At 72.6% G+C, this 16,186-nt stretch carries 17 protein-coding genes; 5 read left to right on the forward strand and 12 right to left on the reverse strand.

The genetic code is table 11. The features are described 5' to 3' along the window. Window positions 1–12: 12 nt before the first annotated feature. The 8 genes from K7B10_RS03780 to K7B10_RS03815 all read right to left on the reverse strand — a co-directional run bounded on the left by K7B10_RS03780 (window position 13) and on the right by K7B10_RS03815 (window position 8,790). On the reverse strand, window positions 13–543 hold the full coding sequence (locus tag K7B10_RS03780; protein WP_229334519.1) for a hydrogenase maturation protease: 531 nt from the start codon (window positions 541–543) through the stop codon (window positions 13–15). Further along, a complete protein-coding gene (locus K7B10_RS03785; protein ID WP_229334520.1) occupies window positions 540–2,024 on the reverse strand; it encodes a hypothetical protein in 1,485 nt (494 codons plus the stop codon). The genes K7B10_RS03780 and K7B10_RS03785 overlap by 4 nt, the downstream gene beginning before the upstream one ends. Beyond that, window positions 2,021–2,722: a DUF6084 family protein gene (locus tag K7B10_RS03790; RefSeq protein ID WP_229334521.1), complete on the reverse strand. Its 702-nt coding sequence runs from the start codon at window positions 2,720–2,722 to the stop codon at window positions 2,021–2,023. The genes K7B10_RS03785 and K7B10_RS03790 overlap by 4 nt, the downstream gene beginning before the upstream one ends. After that, entirely contained in the window at window positions 2,719–3,336 is a 618-nt protein-coding gene (locus tag K7B10_RS03795; protein WP_372481533.1) for a DUF5947 family protein, read from the reverse strand. Before K7B10_RS03795 ends, K7B10_RS03790 begins: the two co-directional genes overlap by 4 nt. Before the next feature lie 68 nt (window positions 3,337–3,404). Continuing rightward, window positions 3,405–3,926 carry a NifU-related iron-sulfur-binding protein gene (locus K7B10_RS03800; RefSeq protein WP_229334522.1) on the reverse strand — a complete coding sequence of 174 codons (522 nt, stop codon included), beginning with the start codon at window positions 3,924–3,926 and terminating at the stop codon, window positions 3,405–3,407. After that, entirely contained in the window at window positions 3,923–5,707 is a 1,785-nt protein-coding gene (locus K7B10_RS03805; protein WP_229334523.1) for a nickel-dependent hydrogenase large subunit, read from the reverse strand. The genes K7B10_RS03800 and K7B10_RS03805 overlap by 4 nt, the downstream gene beginning before the upstream one ends. A gap of 118 nt (window positions 5,708–5,825) precedes the next feature. Continuing rightward, window positions 5,826–6,884, reverse strand: coding sequence for an NADH-quinone oxidoreductase subunit B family protein (locus K7B10_RS03810; protein WP_053693570.1), 1,059 nt, complete (start codon window positions 6,882–6,884; stop codon window positions 5,826–5,828). 115 nt (window positions 6,885–6,999) lie between these two features. Then, a complete protein-coding gene (locus K7B10_RS03815) occupies window positions 7,000–8,790 on the reverse strand; it encodes a hydrogenase maturation protein (RefSeq protein ID WP_229334524.1) in 1,791 nt (596 codons plus the stop codon). Between the two features lie 302 nt (window positions 8,791–9,092). On the opposite strand from K7B10_RS03815, the gene K7B10_RS03820 reads away from it, so the two are divergent. The 3 genes from K7B10_RS03820 to K7B10_RS03830 all read left to right on the forward strand — a co-directional run bounded on the left by K7B10_RS03820 (window position 9,093) and on the right by K7B10_RS03830 (window position 11,460). Continuing rightward, window positions 9,093–9,449, forward strand: a complete 357-nt coding sequence (locus K7B10_RS03820) for a hypothetical protein (protein ID WP_229334525.1) — start codon at window positions 9,093–9,095, stop codon at window positions 9,447–9,449. 89 nt (window positions 9,450–9,538) lie between these two features. Beyond that, complete coding sequence (locus tag K7B10_RS03825) at window positions 9,539–10,678, forward strand: site-2 protease family protein (protein ID WP_229334526.1); 1,140 nt, start codon at window positions 9,539–9,541, stop codon at window positions 10,676–10,678. A gap of 41 nt (window positions 10,679–10,719) precedes the next feature. After that, window positions 10,720–11,460, forward strand: a complete 741-nt coding sequence (locus K7B10_RS03830) for a PP2C family protein-serine/threonine phosphatase (protein ID WP_229334527.1) — start codon at window positions 10,720–10,722, stop codon at window positions 11,458–11,460. A 77-nt stretch (window positions 11,461–11,537) separates the two neighbouring features. Here K7B10_RS03830 and K7B10_RS03835 read toward each other — a convergent pair whose 3' ends face one another. Beyond that, the gene (locus K7B10_RS03835) at window positions 11,538–12,353 is read right to left on the reverse strand and encodes a LysR family substrate-binding domain-containing protein (RefSeq protein WP_229334528.1); all 816 of its coding nucleotides are present in this window, start codon (window positions 12,351–12,353) and stop codon (window positions 11,538–11,540) included. Between the two features lie 58 nt (window positions 12,354–12,411). Here K7B10_RS03835 and K7B10_RS03840 point away from each other — a divergent pair, with 58 nt between their 5' ends. Together K7B10_RS03840 and K7B10_RS03845 are read left to right on the forward strand one after the other, a co-directional pair. Beyond that, the gene (locus tag K7B10_RS03840) at window positions 12,412–12,816 is read left to right on the forward strand and encodes a DUF5997 family protein (protein WP_030856620.1); all 405 of its coding nucleotides are present in this window, start codon (window positions 12,412–12,414) and stop codon (window positions 12,814–12,816) included. A 93-nt stretch (window positions 12,817–12,909) separates the two neighbouring features. Then, a complete protein-coding gene (locus tag K7B10_RS03845) occupies window positions 12,910–13,632 on the forward strand; it encodes a glycoside hydrolase family 16 protein (RefSeq protein ID WP_229334529.1) in 723 nt (240 codons plus the stop codon). Between the two features lie 7 nt (window positions 13,633–13,639). On the opposite strand, the gene K7B10_RS03850 is transcribed toward K7B10_RS03845, so the two are convergent. From K7B10_RS03850 to K7B10_RS03860, 3 genes are read right to left on the reverse strand one after another with little or no spacing between them, the layout of a single operon-like run. Further along, on the reverse strand, window positions 13,640–14,260 hold the full coding sequence (locus K7B10_RS03850; protein WP_229334530.1) for a hypothetical protein: 621 nt from the start codon (window positions 14,258–14,260) through the stop codon (window positions 13,640–13,642). Between the two features lie 25 nt (window positions 14,261–14,285). Continuing rightward, complete coding sequence (locus K7B10_RS03855; RefSeq protein ID WP_229334531.1) at window positions 14,286–14,657, reverse strand: hypothetical protein; 372 nt, start codon at window positions 14,655–14,657, stop codon at window positions 14,286–14,288. A gap of 24 nt (window positions 14,658–14,681) precedes the next feature. Beyond that, complete coding sequence (locus tag K7B10_RS03860; RefSeq protein ID WP_229334532.1) at window positions 14,682–16,058, reverse strand: AbeC-like domain-containing protein; 1,377 nt, start codon at window positions 16,056–16,058, stop codon at window positions 14,682–14,684. Window positions 16,059–16,186 lie beyond the last annotated feature (128 nt).

The following is a 16,186-nucleotide window of genomic DNA, read 5'->3' on the forward strand; positions in this document are numbered from 1 at the left end:
CATGGGTTCTCCTCAGGTGGCGGTGGCGTTGCGTTCTTGGTCGAGCAGTTCCTCGTCCCGGCTCAGGACCAGGTCCAGGACCATCCGCACGGCCTCCGGTACGGCTGCGGCCACCGGCGCGCTCAGGCCGATGCCCTCCTCCAGGGAGCCGGGTTCGCATCCGACGACCCAGATCCGCCGGGGCGGCGCGGTGCCGGTTCCGGCGCACAGGGTCTCCAGCAGGGCGAGCACCGCGTCGGGGGACATCTGGTGCCCGTCGAGCACCGGGCTCTGCGGGGCGAGGGTGCCGGGCTCGGCGGCCTCGATGAGGTACAGGGTGCCGGGGGCTCCGCCGCGGGCGGTGGCGTCCACCAGGACGAGCGTGTCGTAGCCGTCGAGGAGCTGGTAGGCGAGGTGGACCCCGCGCACGCCGATGTCCACCACCTCGACGTGCCCGGGCAGCCCGTGGCCGGGGTCGGCCAGCCTCCTGGCGGTCTCCACGCCGAAGCCGTCGTCGCCGAGGAAGACGTTGCCGATGCCGGCGATCAGGATGCGGCCGTTCACGCGCCCTCCAGGGGGGCCACCTCGTCGGGCTGGAAGTAGAGGAACCGGCCCTGTTCGCGCCGGATGTCGGCGCCCGGGTCCCCTTCGACGGTGACGGCGAGGTGCACTCCGCCGTCCACGTCGTGGAGTACGGCCTCGACCCGGGCGGCGGCGCCCTGCAGGAACAGGTCCTGGGCGTCGGTGCGCCGCAGTCCCGGGCGCAGGACCACGCGGCTGCCGGGGCCCACCGAGGTCCCGTCGATCAGGATCCGGTCGCGGGCCGGATCGGCGGGATCGGCGTGGGCCGGGTCCCACCAGGGGGTGTCCGGTTTGAACACGGCGTCCTCGTCGAAGAGTTCGGCGAAGGAATCGGGGGTGGCCGCGCCGGGGTCGGTGATCTCGCGCAGCGCCCGGACGGCGCCGTGCAGGCGTTCCAGCACCTCGGGCGGCATGGTCTCGGCGAGGTCGATGACGGCGGCCGCGCGGGGATCGGTGCCGCGGGCCTCCCGCTTCTCCTGGTCGGTCAGGGCCGCCGTGCGCAGGGCGAGGATCTCGTCGATCTCGGTGGCGTCGTACATGGCCCCGATGCTCTCGGGGGCGATGCCGGGGTGGTCCTCCAGGATGATCGGCGAGGACAGGACCACGTCGCTGCTGCCCGGTTCGCCGGCGAGGACGGGCCAGGTGTGCCGGTTGGCGCAGGTGGCTACGGAGGCTTTGGCCCACTCGGGCGGGTCGGTCATGGAGAGGAAGGATCCGGCGCTGAGACCGAGCAGCAGGTGGGCCGCCACCAGTGAGCGCGGCAGGGCGGCATCGCGCTCCGCGCCCCCGGTCGCGTCGGCTCCCCCGGCCACGTCCGCTCTCCCGGTCGCACCGGCTCCCCCGGCGGTGTCCGCGCCCGGGGTCCAATCGCTCGCGTTCTCGACCACGACCGTGAGCTTGAACGCCCGGTACGGGACGTCCAGGTGCTCCGCGCGCAGCCGCAGCACGCCGTCGGCCCGCTCGGTGCGCCGGACCAGCCTGCCCACCTCGCGGCCGTCGGCGCCGAGCACGGGCTCGGTCTCCTCGCGGGCGGGCCGGACGAAGGGCAGGCAGACCTCGCCCTCCTCCAACTCTTGGACGGGAACGGTCATTTCGACCCGCTCCTCGGTCCCCTCGTCCCAGGGGACCAGGACCCGGTCGGGCAGGTGCAGTTCGGGCACGGCCGCGAACGAACCGTCCGCGCGGGCCTCTTCGACCGTACGCCGCTGCGCGTGCAGGAAGCGCAGCTCCACGGCGAGGGTGGCCGCGCCCCGGGGTTCCATGACCACCTCGGTGCGCTGGAAGGAGTGCTCGCCGTGCGCGGGCCCCCACGCGGGCGGGACCAGCACGCCGAACTGCCAGCGCAGCCGGTTCTTCGCCGCCGAGGCCCGGTACGGGTAGAGGACGTAACCCTCGAAGAGGACGGCGTCGGCCACCTGCCGGGCGAGGGCGAAGCGTGATGCCGGCAGGGCCGTCGTGGTCATGGCGCGGTCCTCTCGGCGGCCCGCGGCAGTACGGCGCCGGCCCAGGCGGGGTCGGGGGGCGGCGGCTCGGCCGTCGACGCCGCGTCCAGCAGGCTCCGTACGGTCGCCTCCCAGGAGGCGAGCGCGTGACGGGAGCGGTAGGCGAGCAGGTCGGCCATGGTGTCGCGGGGCAGTCGCAGCCAGCCGCAGCCGGGGAAGTGCTGCTCGACCATCTCGTGCCACACCTCGGCGGGCATCTTGAACGGGGCTTCGCGGTCCCAGGGAACGGGTTCCACCTGGAAGCCTCCGGCGCCGGTGAAGGCCGTGCCGGAGAACAGCATGAGCAGCGGCGCTTCGCCCTCCTCCAGGGCGCTGAGGTAGCGGCCCGAGGCGATGTCCATGTCGTACGAGCACGGCACGACGACATCGGTCTCGGTCTCCCCGGTGAAGCTGGGGACCATCACCGAGACCTGGGCGAACTGGAGGGGCTGGAGGGTGTTCCCCCAGCGGGCCCGCTCGCCGAACAGGTCGTGCAGCGCCGCCGCTTCGCCCGTGCCGTAGCCGCGCCGGGCCGGCTCGATGCGGATCTGGCAGCGCAGCGCGAGCGCGTGGACGCGCTTGTCCGGGGCGGTGGTGATGCGCAGTCGGAAGACGAGGGTCGGGCCGGCCGCGTACGGGTCGGCGCGCACCCCGGTGCAGGCGAAGGCGAAGTCGGTCACGACCGTCCCTCCCCCGCCCCCGCCGGGACCTTGGCCCGGCGCTCCACCTGGGCGAAGAAGGCGTTCAGCGCGGCGCGGGCCTCGGCCCCGCCGTCGAAGCCCTGCCACAGCAGCCGCATCCGCCCCACCAGCTCGTAGCAGATGTCGATGGGCACGAGGTAGCACTCGGTGCGGCCCTCGGTCCGGCGCAGCAGCAGCGCCTCCACGTCGGGTTCGAGCAGCGCGGCGAGCGCGCCGCCGCCGAGCACGTTCTGCCAGGTGGCCGGGTCCAGTTCGCTTTCGGTGGCGCCGGCCGGGCTCGGGTAGAGCGCGACCAGCCGGTCGAGGGCGGCGTTGCGGAAGAAGAAGGCGACCCCGACCGGGATCTGCAGCTGCTCCCAAGCCCCCTCGCCGAGCCGGTGGTCCGGGTCGGTGAGGTAGCGGTCGGGCACGGCGCGGAAGCGCCCGGTGGCGGCGCCGGGCCGGTCGAACAGCAGGGCGCAGGCGGTGCAGGCGCAGACCAGCGCCCGCTTCTCGACCTCCACGAGGTGGCGGTGGCCGTCCTCGGGGACCGCCACTGCGCACAGCTCGCAGCGCTCGGGGCGGGGCGGCCGGGGCCCGGTGAACCGGCGCAGGCCGCGCTGGCCGCGCAGCCCGGCGGAGCCGGTGCCCGGCTCCGCCGTCTCAAAGGGGTGCGCCGCGTTCACCGGGCCCGCGCCGGGGCCTGCGGGCGGGTGCCGATCTGGAGCAGCGGCGGGGTCGGTTCGGCCGCTTCGAGCTCCACCGAGGTCACCTCGGGTGCGAAGCAGGCCAGGGCGTCCTCGACGCTCCGCGGCACGGCGTCCCCGCCGGAACCGCAGCCGCAGCCACCGCCCGGCGCGGACCGCAGGCGCAGCACGCCGGTGGCCGCGTCGAAGCCGACCAGCTCCACCGGGTCCCGTACGGACTCCAGGGCCCGGGCGATCCGGGTGTGCACGTCCTCCGGGTGCAGGTCGTGCAGGGCGAGCAGGCTCGCGACGAGCTCGTCGTCCAGCAGCCCGCCGAGGCGCTCCACTCCGAGCCGCTCCACGATCCGGGCGAGCCCGGCCCCGTAGAAGTCCATGAGCACGCGCACCAGTTCCTCGGCCGCGGCGCAGGCCCCGCGGTCGCCCGAGGCGGCCAGCCGGTCCAGGACCTCGTCCACCCGCCGGCCCGCCTCGCGGGCGTCGGTCACCGTCACGCTCATCCGCCCAGTCCGCTCAGGCCGGTGGGCACGTGCATCTGCTTGACCGTCTTGCCGCCACCGACGTACATGTGCACGCCGCACGGCAGGCAGGGGTCGAAGCTGCGCACGGCGCGCATGATGTCGATGCCCTTGAAGTTCTCCGGGGAGTTCTCCTCGAAGATCGGGGTGTTCTGGACGGCGTCCTCGTACGGTCCCGGGGTGCCGAAGGTGTCGCGGGTGCTGGCGTTCCACGGGGTGGGCGGGTACGGGTGGTAGTTGGCGATCTTGCCGTCGCGGATCACCATGTGGTGCGAGAGCACGCCGCGGACGGCCTCGGTGAAGCCGACTCCGATGGACTCGTCCGGGACCTCGAACTTCTCCCAGGTCTGGGTGCGTCCGGCGCGCACCTCGGCCAGGCCCTTCTCGGCGCAGTGCAGCGCGATGGCGGCCGCGTACGCCTGAAAGTACGTGCGGGCGCGGTTGCGCTCCAGCGCGTTGCTCCACTTCGGGATCTTCCACTCGAAGCGGGTCTCGGGCTTGGTCATGGTCCGGGGCAGGGTGATGACCACGCTGTGGCCGGTGGCCTGGACGTAGTCGGTGTGGACGAGCCCGGACAGCGCGGTGGACCACAGGCGGGCGAGGGGGCCGCCGCCGGTGTCGAGGGCGAGGTGGTCCTTGCCGTCGAACCAGCGCGGGGACATCACCCAGCTGTACTTGTCGTCGAAGTTCCGCTTCTGCGGGGCCGGGATGGTGTGCTGGTTCCACGGGTGGCGGGCGTCGACCGGGTTGCCGAGCGGGTCGTGGGTGACGAACTTCTCCTGGCCCTGCCAGTCGTCGTAGTACGAGCTGCCGAGCAGGATGCGGATGCCGAGGTTGATCTCGGTGAGGTCGTTGGTGACCAGCTTCCCGTCCACCACCACGCCCGGGGTGACGAACATCTTCCGTCCCCAGTCGGTCATGTTGGCGTACGTGAAGTCGCAGTACTCGGGGTCGTTGAGCGCGCCCCAGCAGCCCAGCAGGACGCGCCGGCGGCCGACCTCCTCGTACCCGGGCAGGGCCTCGTAGAAGAAGTCGAAGAGGTCGTCGTGGAGCGGGACGACGCGCTTCATGAACTCGCAGTACCGCATGAGGCGGCTCATGTAGTCCGTGAAGAGCTGGACGGAGGCGATGGTGCCGACGCCGCCCGGGTAGAGGGTGGAGGGGTGCACGTGGCGCCCCTCCATCAGGCAGAACATCTCGCGCGTGTACCGGCTGACCTGGAGGGCCTCACGGTAGAACTCGCCCTCGATGGGGTTGAGCGAGCGCATGATGTCGGCGATGGTGCGGTAGCCGTGCTCCGCGGCGTGCGGTGCCTCGGTGCGCTCGGCCAGCTCGAGGACGCCGGGGTTGGTCTCGCGGACCATCTTCTCGCAGTAGTCGACCCCGACCAGGTTCTCCTGGAAGATGTTGTGGTCGAACATGTACTCCGCCGACTCGCCCAGGTTGATGATCCACTCGGCGAGGTGGGGCGGCTTCACGCCGTACGCCATGTTCTGGGCGTAGACGGAGCAGGTGGCGTGGTTGTCGCCGCAGATCCCGCAGATGCGGCTGGTGATGAAGTGCGCGTCGCGGGGGTCCTTGCCGCGCATGAAGACGCTGTAGCCGCGGAAGACGGACGAGGTGCTGTAGCACTCCGCGACCCTCTTCTGCTTGAAGTCGATCTTCGTGTGGATGCCGAGACTGCCCACGATCCGGGTGATCGGATCCCAGGCCATCTCCACCAGGCCGCTGCCGTCACCGGCCGCCTTCGTCTTCGGTGTCATCTTGTCTGCCGTGACCCTTCTTGGAGACGGGAGCTGGGGGTTGGGGGATGCGCAGCGGTGGGGCGCGGACCCGGTGGACCCGGGTCCGCGGGCGGACGCGGGGAGGTGGGCGACCCGGTCACCAGGGCTTGCGGTAGCCGGTGGTCAACTGCCGTCCGGGGTGGCGCCACTTGGGTTCCTGGTCCACCGTGTGCTCGGTGATGGACCTGAGCTTGCGGATGAGGGTGCCGTAGACCCCGCTGGCGGTGGCGGAGACCTTCGCCCCCGGAGGCTCGTCCATGAACGGCATGAACTTGTCGGGGAACCCCGGCATGGTGCAGGCGATGCAGATGCCGCCGACGTTGGGGCAGCCGCCGATGCCGTTCATCCAGCCGCGCTTGGGCACGTTGCACTTGACGACCGGGCCCCAGCAGCCGAGTTTGACCAGGCACTTGGGCGAGTCGTAGGTCTGGGCGAACTCGCCCTGCTCGTAGTAGCCGGCCCGGTCGCAGCCCTCGTGCACGGTGGCGCCGAACAGCCAGGTGGGGCGCAGCTTGTCGTCCAGCGGGATCATCGGCGCGGAGCCGGCCGCCTGGTAGAGCAGGTAGGTCAGGGTCTCGGAGAAGTTGTCCGGCTGGATCGGGCAGCCGGGGACGCACACGATCGGGATGCCGGCCTTCGAGGTCCAGTCCCAGCCGAGGTAGTCGGGCACTCCCATGGCGCCGGTGGGGTTGCCCTCCATCGCGTGGATGCCGCCGTAGGTGGCGCAGGTGCCGATCGCGACCACGGCGAGGGCCTTGGGCGCGAGACGGTCGATCCACTCGCTGGTGGTGATGGGCTGGCCGGTCTCCGGGTCGTCGCCGAAGCCGCACCAGTAGCCCTCGGGCTTGATCTTCTCGTTCGGGATCGAGCCTTCGACGACGAGCACGAAGGGGTCGATCTCCCCGCGCTCCCCCTTGAAGAACCATTCGATGAACGTGTCGGCGCCGCCGACCGGTCCGCACTCGAAGTCGATCAGCGGCCAGTGCACGGCGATCTTGGGCAGTCCCGGGAGGACGCCCATGACGATCTCCTCGATGCTGGGCTGCATCGCTGCCGTCAAGGACACCGAGTCGCCGTCGCAGCTCAGTCCGGCGTTGATCCAGAGGATGTGGATCGGGGGGTCCTCTACCGCCGTGCTCGGCGTTGCTGCATCCATGAGGATCGCTCCTTGGGAGGGGATGCGGGGGGGGTGGGTGGGGCCGGGGACGCGGGATGGGGCGGAACGGGGACGGCGGACGGGCAGGTGCTCCGCGCCGGCCTCACCTTTCTTGCTAGCAGCCGGCCGGGCCCGGCGCCCTGTCTTGTACGGCCGGTCCAGTGACCCGGGGCCGCCGCGAGGGCAGGGGCGCGGTGCGCCGCCCCGGCACGGTCCGCTCCAGGTGGGCCGGGGTGCGGTCCGGAGTCTCCTTGCGCACGAAGGCGCGGCGCAGGGCGTGGTACGGGGCCCGCGGGTCGAAGAAGGTCTCCCGCATCCGTGCCAGCTCGGCCTCCCGGTAGGCGGCGAGCGGCCGGACGCTCTCGTCGGCGTCGCGGCGGGCCTTCTTGCCGGCGATCCGGGACAGGACGGCGGGCGAGCCCGCCACGCGGACGGCGAGCCGGGACGTCTCGTCCGCGAACTCCTGCGGGGCGCAGTCGATCGTGCGGTCGACCAGTCCGAGCCTGCGGGCGGCCTCGGCGCTGACCGGCAGGGCGTCGGCGGTGAGGCGGTCCGCGACGCCGGTTCCGGTCCGGCGGGGCAGCGTGTAGGTCCAGTACTCGGATCCGTACAGGCCCATGAGCCGGTAGTGCGGGTTGAGGACCACCCCGGCGCGGCACCAGACCTCGTCGGCGGCGAGGGCGAGCATGGCCCCGCCGGCGGCCGCGTTGCCGCCCAGGGCGGCCACGACGAACCGGTCGGTGGTGGTCAGCACGGCCTCCACGAGGTCGTCCATGGCGTTGATGTTGGCCCAGGACTCCTCGGCCGGGTCGGCGGCCGCCTCGATGACCCCGAGGTGGATGCCGTTGGAGAAGAAGTCGCGGCCGCCGCCGAGGACGAGTACGGAGACGGGCCGCGTGCAGGCCTCGCGGTAGGCGGCGAGCAGGCGCCGGCACTGCGTGGTGCTCATCGCGCCGCCGGGGAAGGAGAACGTGAGGAAGCCCGCCCCGCCCTGCTCCCGGTAGGTGATGTCGGACCAGGTCCGCGGGCCGCCGTCGGCCTCCGCCTCGGCGTACGGCGGCGCGGGGATCTCGGGGAGCGGTGGCAGCCGGTCGCCGAGGGCGAGGGTCGCGGGGAGTTTGACGGGGGCCGGCTCGCCCGGTTCGCCGGGCAGGCGCCGGGCGCGGAGCTCGGGGATCCACACGGCTCCGTCGGCGGTCGCCCTGCAGATGGCGCCCGCGCGGGTGGCGAGCAGCTCGCCGGGGCGGCCGCGCAGTCGGTCCTCGGGGTGTCCGCCGTGCAGGAACCACTGGCCGCCGAGCAGTTCGTCGAGTACTCCCGGCTGGGAATCGGCGGCGCGCAGCGCGCGGACGACGCTGCGCGTGGAGTCGTTCGCCCAGTCGATGCGGCGCATCTCCTGGCGCAGGTACGGCCGGGCGCGGCCGGAGCCCTGCCGCTCGGGGACGTACGTGCCGCCTGCGTAGCGGTCGACGGCCGTCAGCACCGCGGCCAGGGCGGCGTCGGCGATCTCGCCGCGGTAGGCGTCGCTCTTGCCGACGGGCGCCAGCGTGCACTCCGCGGTGGCCCAGACGTCGCCCGCGTCCATCTCCTCGCAGGCCTGGAGGACGGTGACGCCCCAGCGGGTCGTGTCCTCGGCGATGGCCCAGTCGAGCGAGGAGGGCCCACGGTCGCCGACGGGCCCGGGGTGGACGATCAGGCAGGTGTGGGCGGACCACACCTCACGCGGGATGGGGGTCTTCAGCATCGGTGCGAGCACGAGGTCGGGCCGGTGGCGGTCGACGGCCTCGACGAGGGAGACGCCGGGCAGGGCGAGCTCGACGGCCACACTGTGCCCCCGGTCCCTCAGTTCCGCATGGACGCGCTGAGTGAGACTGTTGAACGCGCTGGCGGCGAGCAGGATGTGCACGTGATCTCCCAAGCGTCCGGCCCCCGGCCATCTGCGGCCGCGTCAGGTACGGCCGCTGGCGATCGTCGACCACGGGCGCCCGCGGGCCGGTGAGACCTACGGGGGTGTCACCCGGAAGTGGCCACCCGGAGCCGCCACCTGGTGGAGGGTTCGGGCGGCCCGCCGGCGTCGCGGAGCACGTACCGGAGGCCGTCGCCGCGTGACGGCACCCGCCGCCCGCCGCCTCCCGATCTTCGGCGGATATTCTTCATGCGCGCCGCGGGCAGCCACGGCGCCCGGAAGCAGATGAGATGGAGCCCCCGATGGACGTGCAGCACTTCGAGCGGATCACCGCATTCATCGAGGCGCGGCTGACCCCGCTGTTCGACGAGGCCACCGGCAGCGAGCGCGGTTTCGCGATGGACGACACCTCCCGGGCCCTGCGCGCGCTGCGCAACGCCGTGCTGGAGGCCTCGGCGGTCAAGGGGCTCATCGAGAAGCGGGCCACGGCCGAGCCGGCACTGCGCCGGGTCATCGACCAGTCGGTGGAGCACCACTGGGACGTGCTGCGCGGCATCGCCCGCCAGTGGGAGGACCACGGCGACTTCCTGCGCGAGTTCAAGCGGCACGCGTGGGAGCTCGACGAGGCCCTGGCCGCTCCGGCCGCCACGGAGGGCTGAGCCCCGCGGCACCCGTGGCTCCCGTACGGTTCCGCCGTGCCGGAGCGACAATGGGGTGAGACCCACTGCCGAGCCCGGCAGGAGACGAGATGAACGGCTCGGTCCCCATCGGACGTGTCGTCGGAGTGCCGCTGCGGATGCACTGGAGCGTGCCGCTGCTCGTCGTGCTGTTCGCGTACGGGCTCGGCCGCCAGACCCTCCCCGTGTGGACTCCCGGGCGCTCGAACGCCGTGTACACCCTCGCCAGCGTGGTGGGGGCCCTGCTGCTGATGGGCAGCCTGCTCCTGCACGAGACGGCGCACGCCGCGATGGCCCGCCGCAGCAAGATCTCCGTCGAGGACGTCACCCTGTGGGCGCTGGGCGGGATGACCCGGATGGGCCGGCCGCAGAGCGCCGGGGCGGCCTTCGCCGTGGCGGTGAGCGGTCCGCTGACCAGCCTGGTCATCGGCGGCGCCGCGGTCGGCGCGGGGATCGGGCTGGACGCCCTGCTCGGCTGGGCGGTACCCGCCGCCGTCCTGGTCTGGCTGGGCTGGGCGAACCTGTTCCTCGGCGTGTTCAACCTGCTGCCGGCCTCGCCGCTCGACGGCGGTCGGGTGCTCCAGGCCCTGCTGTGGTGGCGCACGGGCGACCGGGACCGCGCGGACCGGGCGGCCTCGCGCAGCGGGCAGGTCATGGGCGTACTGCTGGCGGCGCTGGGCTGGGTCTCCTTCCTGCGCGGGTCCTCGGGCGGGCTGTGGCTCGTCGTCATCGGCGTGTTCATCACGTTCGTCGCGGGCGCGGAGCGCCAGCGGGCCGTCCTGCAGACGGGGCTGCGGGGTGTGCGCGTGGCCGATGCCATGTCGAGCCCGGTGGCGGCCGGCGCCGACTGGCTGAGCGTGCGGCGGTTCATCGAGGAGGTGGCCGTCGGGTCCCGGCATTCCGCCCTGCCGCTGCTCGATTTCGACGGCCGCCCGAGCGGGGTGGTGCACGTACGCGGGCTGGCCCGGATCCCGGAGGCGCAGCGGGACGCGCTGCGCGTGCGGGACGCGGCGACCCCGCTGGAGCGGTGCGCGGTGGCGGCCCCCGGTGATCTGCTGGGCGAGGCCCTGGACGCGCTGAGGCCGGGTGTCGGGCTGCCGCTGCTGGTGGTGGACGCGGACCGGCTGGTGGGGATCGTCACCGCGAAGGACGTCACCCGGCTCGTGGAGCGGCAGGCGCTGGGCGGGGGCGGGGCCCGGGAGCCCGGGTGAGTGGGGCACGGGCGGGCGGGGCGCGGGACAATGGGGGTGCGATGCCGTACGTAGCCGTGAGCGCCCTGAGCCATGCCGGGCTGGTACGCGACCACAACGAGGACAGCCTCGTCGTCGGGCCGTGGACGCTGTGCGCCGGTGTGACCCGCAACCCGCAGACGTTCGTGTTCCCGCTCGGTGCGCCGCTGCTCGTCGCGGTCGCCGACGGGATCGGCGGACAGCCGGCCGGGGAGGTGGCCAGTGCGCTGGTCGTACGGCAGCTCGCGATGCTCGGGCCCTCCCTGGACAGCGAGGGGGCCGTGCGCGAGGCGCTCGCCCTGTGCAACCACGCGGTGTTCGCGGCGGGTGACAGCGATCCGGAGCTGGCCACCATGGGCACGACCGTGGCCGGTGCGGTCGTCCTGGAGGACTCGCTGATCTCGTTCAACGTCGGTGACAGCCGGGTGCTCGACGCCACGGCCCAGGAGCTCCGGCAGGTGAGCGTGGACGACAATCCGCCACTGGAGCCGGGGCAGCGCACCACGTCCCTGCTGACCCAGGCGCTCGGCGGTGCCCGCCGCCACGGAGGGATCACCCCGCACGTCTCGACGCAGCCGCTGCCGGCCGGAGCCCGCTACCTGGTGTGCTCGGACGGGCTGACCGACCCGGTGCCGCCCGAGGAGCTCGACGCGCTGCTGCGGGTGCACGACGACGGCAAGGCGGCCTTCGAGCTGTGGAAGGCCGCCATCGAGGCCGGCGGCCCGGACAACATCACGCTCGCCCTGGTCAGGATCGGCGACTAGAAGCGGCCCCACGGGTCACCGGGTGTGACCGTGGGGGGGCGCCGGGCGTGCACGTACGGGGCATCGGGCCGGAGCGCCTACGGCCGGCGGCGCGGCTTTCCGCCCTTGCCGCCCTTGGCGCCCTTGGCGCCGCCCTTCGCTCCGCCTGAGCCGCCGGAGCCTCCGCGCGGGTTCTTGCCGCCCGTCTTCCCGGCCGCGGGCTTGCGTCCCGTGCCCGCCCCCTCGGGGCGCTTTCGCTGCTTCGGCTGCGGCGGGGTCGGGGCGCCGCGGCCGCGCGTGCTGTTGACCGTCCGGCCGCGCACGATCCCGATGAACTCCTCGACCAGGTCGGTGGGTTCACCGTCGAGTTCGAGGAACGACAGGGCGACCCGGGACTGGGGCGCGTCCGTCACCGTCCGGTACGTGAGGTCCTTGCGGTGGTGAAGGCGGGCCAGGGACTGCGGGACGACGAGGACGCCGATCCCGGCCGCCACCAGCTCGATCGCGTCCGCGGTCGTAGCGGGGCGTTCGAACGCGGGCTTGCCCGGCAGGCTCTCCCACTCCAGGGGGTCGTCCAGCGGATGCAGCACGATCTCGTCGGCGAGGTCCCCGGTGGAGACCTCCTCCACGGCCGCCACGAGGTGGTCCTTCGGGACCACGACGACCGTGGTCTCGGTGTAGAGGGGGATCGCGGCCAGGCCCGTCCGGTCGATCGGCAGCCGTACGAAGGCGGCGTCGGCTCCGCCGCCCCGCAGCGCGCCGGGGGCTTCGGCGGCGGACACCTGCAGGAGGGTGAGCGGGACGTCCGGCAGGCGCTCGTTCCAGATCCGCACCCACTTGCTGGGCGTCACTCCGGGGACGTACGCGAGCCGGAACGAGGGAGATGCCGTGGGAGATGCTTCCGAGCCTGTCACCCGGCCAGGTTACCGGCCGTGGTCAGAAGTAGCGCACACGCTCGATACCCTTGACCCCATGACGTCGCACAAGACCACCCAGACCATGAAGCCCGCCACCGCGGCGAAGAAGCTGGGTGTGTACCTCGAAGCCACCCCCGCTGAGTTCCAGGAGGGTGTCGTGACCCGCAGCGAGCTGAACGCGCTGCAGGCCGAGCCGCCCCAGTGGCTGCAGGAACTGCGACGCAACGGCCCGCACCCCCGGCCCGTGGTCGCGTCCAAGCTCGGCGTCTCGATCGCCGGCCTCGCGCGCGGCGGGGTCACCGAGGCCCTCACCACGGAGCAGATCGACGCGCTGAAGCAGGAGAACCCGGAGTGGCTCCAGAAGGAGCGGGCCACCCAGGCCGAGGTCCGCAAGGAAGCGGTCCGCATCAAGGAGAAGCACGCCGAGCAGGCGGAGCGCCTTCAGCAGTCCGGCTCCTGACCCGCGTGCGCCGCGGGGCGCCGGGGCGGCGCCCCTGACGGCGAAGTGCCCCGAAGCGCCCGCCCCGTCCGCATTTCATCAAAGATCACCGGAATGCGGACGGCGCGCCGCGGGCAGACCTGCGGCGTGATCTCGCGACTCCTCGCCCCGTTCCGGCGCGCCCGCACCACCCTCGTCTTCTCCGCCGACTTCGGCTCGACGTCCCGGTGGGTCGCCGGCCGGACCTCGGCCTTCCCCGACAACGGCCCGGTCAATCCGGGCGACAACAAACTGGACCACCTGGTCGACGACCCCTCCTACTGCCGCGGCGGAACCTTCCGCGCCACCCGGCGGCCCGACGGCAACTGGGACTCCGGCCTGCTGACCACCGAAGGCAGCGAAGAGGGCTTCCTGCTGCGCGCGGAGGACGTACTGGAAGCCCGGGTCAGGCTGCCGGAGGCCGTCGGCGCCTGGCCCGCGATCTGGACCTGGCGGAACGGCGGCCAGGAGGTCGACGTCTTCGAGTACCACCCCGACAACCCGGACCTGCTGGAACTCTCCAACCACGTCCGGGGCGGGGGCTCGCACTACTACCACGACCCGGCCATCCGCCCCGGCGCATGGGTCGACCTCAAGGTCAAGTTCGGTACGACCTCGGTCGTCTGGTGGGTCAACGGCACCCGCGCGTACGCCGATCACAGCGGCGTGGGCCGACGATGGCGGGCGTACCTCATCGTGAACCTCTCCGTGTGCGCCGGCCGCTACCACCCGGCCCCCGACCACTCCCTCACGGAGATGTCGTACGAGGTCTCGGACCTGCGGGTGTACCGCAGTTAGGCCGGGATCACCTCTCGGTGACCTCCGCACCGACGATCACACCACCGGACACGGTGTACGTGCCCTCGTACATCCTCAGCGTGCCGTCCGTCTGGAGCGCACGGATCAGGACGCGTACCCGGCCGGCGTCCACCGTGTTCGCCGAGCCGAGCGAGATGCTCGCCGTCGTGTCGTAGCCCGCCACCCACTTCGCGTAGGAGGTGTGGGCGATGTTCCTGCCGCCGAGCTCCCAGGCAGCGGCGAAGTCCCGGTTCACGAGGTCCTGGTAGTACTCCTCCACCACGTCGCCCGGATCGTCCGGACGGGGCGGGCTCGCCTCGGCGGGAGGCTGGACGGGAGGGGTGTGCTCCACGGACGGGGTGGAAGAGGGAGTGGGCCGGGCCGAAGCCGGGGTGGAGGGCGGGACGACGTCCGACGGCGTGGCGGAGCCGCCGCCCGCCCCCGACGGCAGACCGCTGAGGGCCCCGTCGGCCGTCCGCTCCGCGGGCTCGGGAGCTACGGCGATGAGGACTCCCGCGGTCCCCCCGCCCACGACCACGAGAGCGGCCACCAGCCACGGCAGCCACCGGGGAAGCACCGTCGATCCCACGCGGACGTAACCGGGCCCGGCGCGCCGGGAGGGGGGCATGGTCATCTCCTTCGGACTCCCTCGCTCACAGACCGCGGATCGCCTCTTCGATCGGCTCCGCGAGGGAGACCAGCGCGGTGAATCCCGCCACCGCGCTCAGGAGCGCCCTGGCGAGCGTCCTCAGCTTTCCCATCCGCGGGTTCTCGCGGGCGAGCTCCTCATGCGCGTCCTGCGCCGTCTCGATCAGATCGGCGCGGTCGGGGTGATCGGAGCGGCCGAGTTCCTCGATCAGCAGGGCGACCAGGTCCCGGATCTCCCCGGGCGATCGCTGCCGCCCGTCGCCGACCTGCGTCGGACCGCTGCTGCGGATCTCGACCCGCGCGTTCCTGCCGCTCGCCACGCCGGACGCGACGACGTTCGAGCCGCCCGTGGCGATGATCCCGTCATTGTTCCGCATTCCTCTCCCTGCCCCTCACCCTGATCAGTCCATCTTCACGCGCGGTAGTTTGCTGAGGATCTTCGACGAGATGCTGGAGTTCTCACCGGAGGCGACGGAACTGGCGTGGACGCTCGCTCCGTGGCTCGCGATGATTCCGTGATTGATGATCAGTTCCTGCCGCTGCACCAGCTCGTCCGTATGGATGCCGTGGGCCTCCGCGAACTCGACGATCGCGTTCAGCACCCTCTTCTCGATGGCCTTGAGGACCATGCCGCTGTCCGCTTCCTGGAAGTAGCGCTGGTGGCTCTGGTCGGCGACGTTGCGGCGCACCGCCTCCCGGGCTCCGTAGTCGAAACGCCGCAGCTGCGTGATCAGCCTGTCCTGGCCCCGGACCCGGAAGTACATCCAGAAATCGGGGGCGAATCCCGCGATCGCGCGCCAGGGCGCGGCCAGCAGCTCGAACACGGTGGGGACCAGCGTCCCCGCCGCCAGCCCGAGCACCTCGAACAGGGTCGGGCCGGGCATGAGTGTGTCGACGACCCGGTAGCCGTCGCGCAGGGGGAAGAGCACCGTCGGGGACGCCTCGACGACGAGACTCGAGTCCGAGCGGACGAAACGGATGAAGAGGGAGGTCACCAGCTCGCCGCCCCAGCCCGTGGAGTGCACCCCGAGGTAGGGGCGGGCCTTCTCCTCCGGCGAGCGCTTGAGCGCGTCCATGGCGCCGGACGAGATGGCGGGCACGGGCCGTCCGAGCGGATCGGGGAGGAAGCGCCTGTCCTGCCGGACCGCCGTGCCGTCGACGAAGAGCCGCTCCTCGATCTCCAGACAGGGCAGGCCCAGCGTGGCGAGCCGTCCGGCCACGTGGGCGTAGAGGTCCACCACGTCGAAGTCCTGCGGCTCGACCCCCGGCCGGCTCGGCGAGGTGACGTCGAAGGCCAAAGACCACGAGTCGCGGTCGGATCCGTACCCGGCGAACGGCGAGTAGCCGCTGTAGGTGGTGACGTTCCCCTCCGCGTACTCGCCGATCTCGCGCAGGCGCACGGCGACGCTCAGGCTGATCGGCTCGGGCGCGGCCGCGGGGTCGAAGCCGTCCGGGCGCAGACTCTGCATCGACCGGCCGTACTTGGTGGAGAGCTCGAACGAGAACACCGTCACCCAGGCGAGGAAGAGCATCAGCAGGGCGATCCACGGCATCCCCACCCACAGCTGGAAGACGAGGAGGAACAGCAGCAGGAAGGCGAGCAGGATGTCCCGGCCGTGTCTGCGGGCGTTCGCGCGGTACGCGTGCCTGAGCACGACGGGCACGTCGCACGCCGGGGCCGCGGCCACACCCAGGTGCGGCTCGGCCGCCACGCCCTTGACGAGGGACCTCCCGTACTCGCGCTCCAGGTACGCGGCCGCGCACAGGTACCTGGTCACGTCCCGGCTGCCACCCCATGCCGGCACCGCTGTGCGGCGCGCGGCGGCCGAACCTGTCATGACGCCCCCCGATTTCCGGCCATTCCGCTCTCACGCGCGCACGACGAGCCTTGCCAAGTGTGGTCGGG

This window comes from Streptomyces flavotricini, from assembly GCF_020639365.1.
Lineage (GTDB): Bacteria > Actinomycetota > Actinomycetes > Streptomycetales > Streptomycetaceae > Streptomyces > Streptomyces flavotricini.

Bases quoted from the DNA above. Each gene is read 5' to 3' on its own strand.
- K7B10_RS03785 (WP_229334520.1), bottom strand. From the start codon at position 2,024: ATGACCACGACGGCCCTGCCGGCATCACGCTTCGCCCTCGCCCGGCAG.
- K7B10_RS03800 (WP_229334522.1), bottom strand. From the start codon at position 3,926: ATGAGCGTGACGGTGACCGACGCCCGCGAGGCGGGCCGGCGGGTGGAC.
- K7B10_RS03805 (WP_229334523.1), bottom strand. From the start codon at position 5,707: ATGACACCGAAGACGAAGGCGGCCGGTGACGGCAGCGGCCTGGTGGAG.
- K7B10_RS03810 (WP_053693570.1), bottom strand. From the start codon at position 6,884: ATGGATGCAGCAACGCCGAGCACGGCGGTAGAGGACCCCCCGATCCAC.
- K7B10_RS03820 (WP_229334525.1), top strand. From the start codon at position 9,093: ATGGACGTGCAGCACTTCGAGCGGATCACCGCATTCATCGAGGCGCGG.
- K7B10_RS03825 (WP_229334526.1), top strand. From the start codon at position 9,539: ATGAACGGCTCGGTCCCCATCGGACGTGTCGTCGGAGTGCCGCTGCGG.
- K7B10_RS03830 (WP_229334527.1), top strand. From the start codon at position 10,720: ATGCCGTACGTAGCCGTGAGCGCCCTGAGCCATGCCGGGCTGGTACGC.
- K7B10_RS03840 (WP_030856620.1), top strand. From the start codon at position 12,412: ATGACGTCGCACAAGACCACCCAGACCATGAAGCCCGCCACCGCGGCG.
- K7B10_RS03845 (WP_229334529.1), top strand. From the start codon at position 12,910: ATGCGGACGGCGCGCCGCGGGCAGACCTGCGGCGTGATCTCGCGACTC.
- K7B10_RS03850 (WP_229334530.1), bottom strand. From the start codon at position 14,260: ATGCCCCCCTCCCGGCGCGCCGGGCCCGGTTACGTCCGCGTGGGATCG.
- K7B10_RS03855 (WP_229334531.1), bottom strand. From the start codon at position 14,657: ATGCGGAACAATGACGGGATCATCGCCACGGGCGGCTCGAACGTCGTC.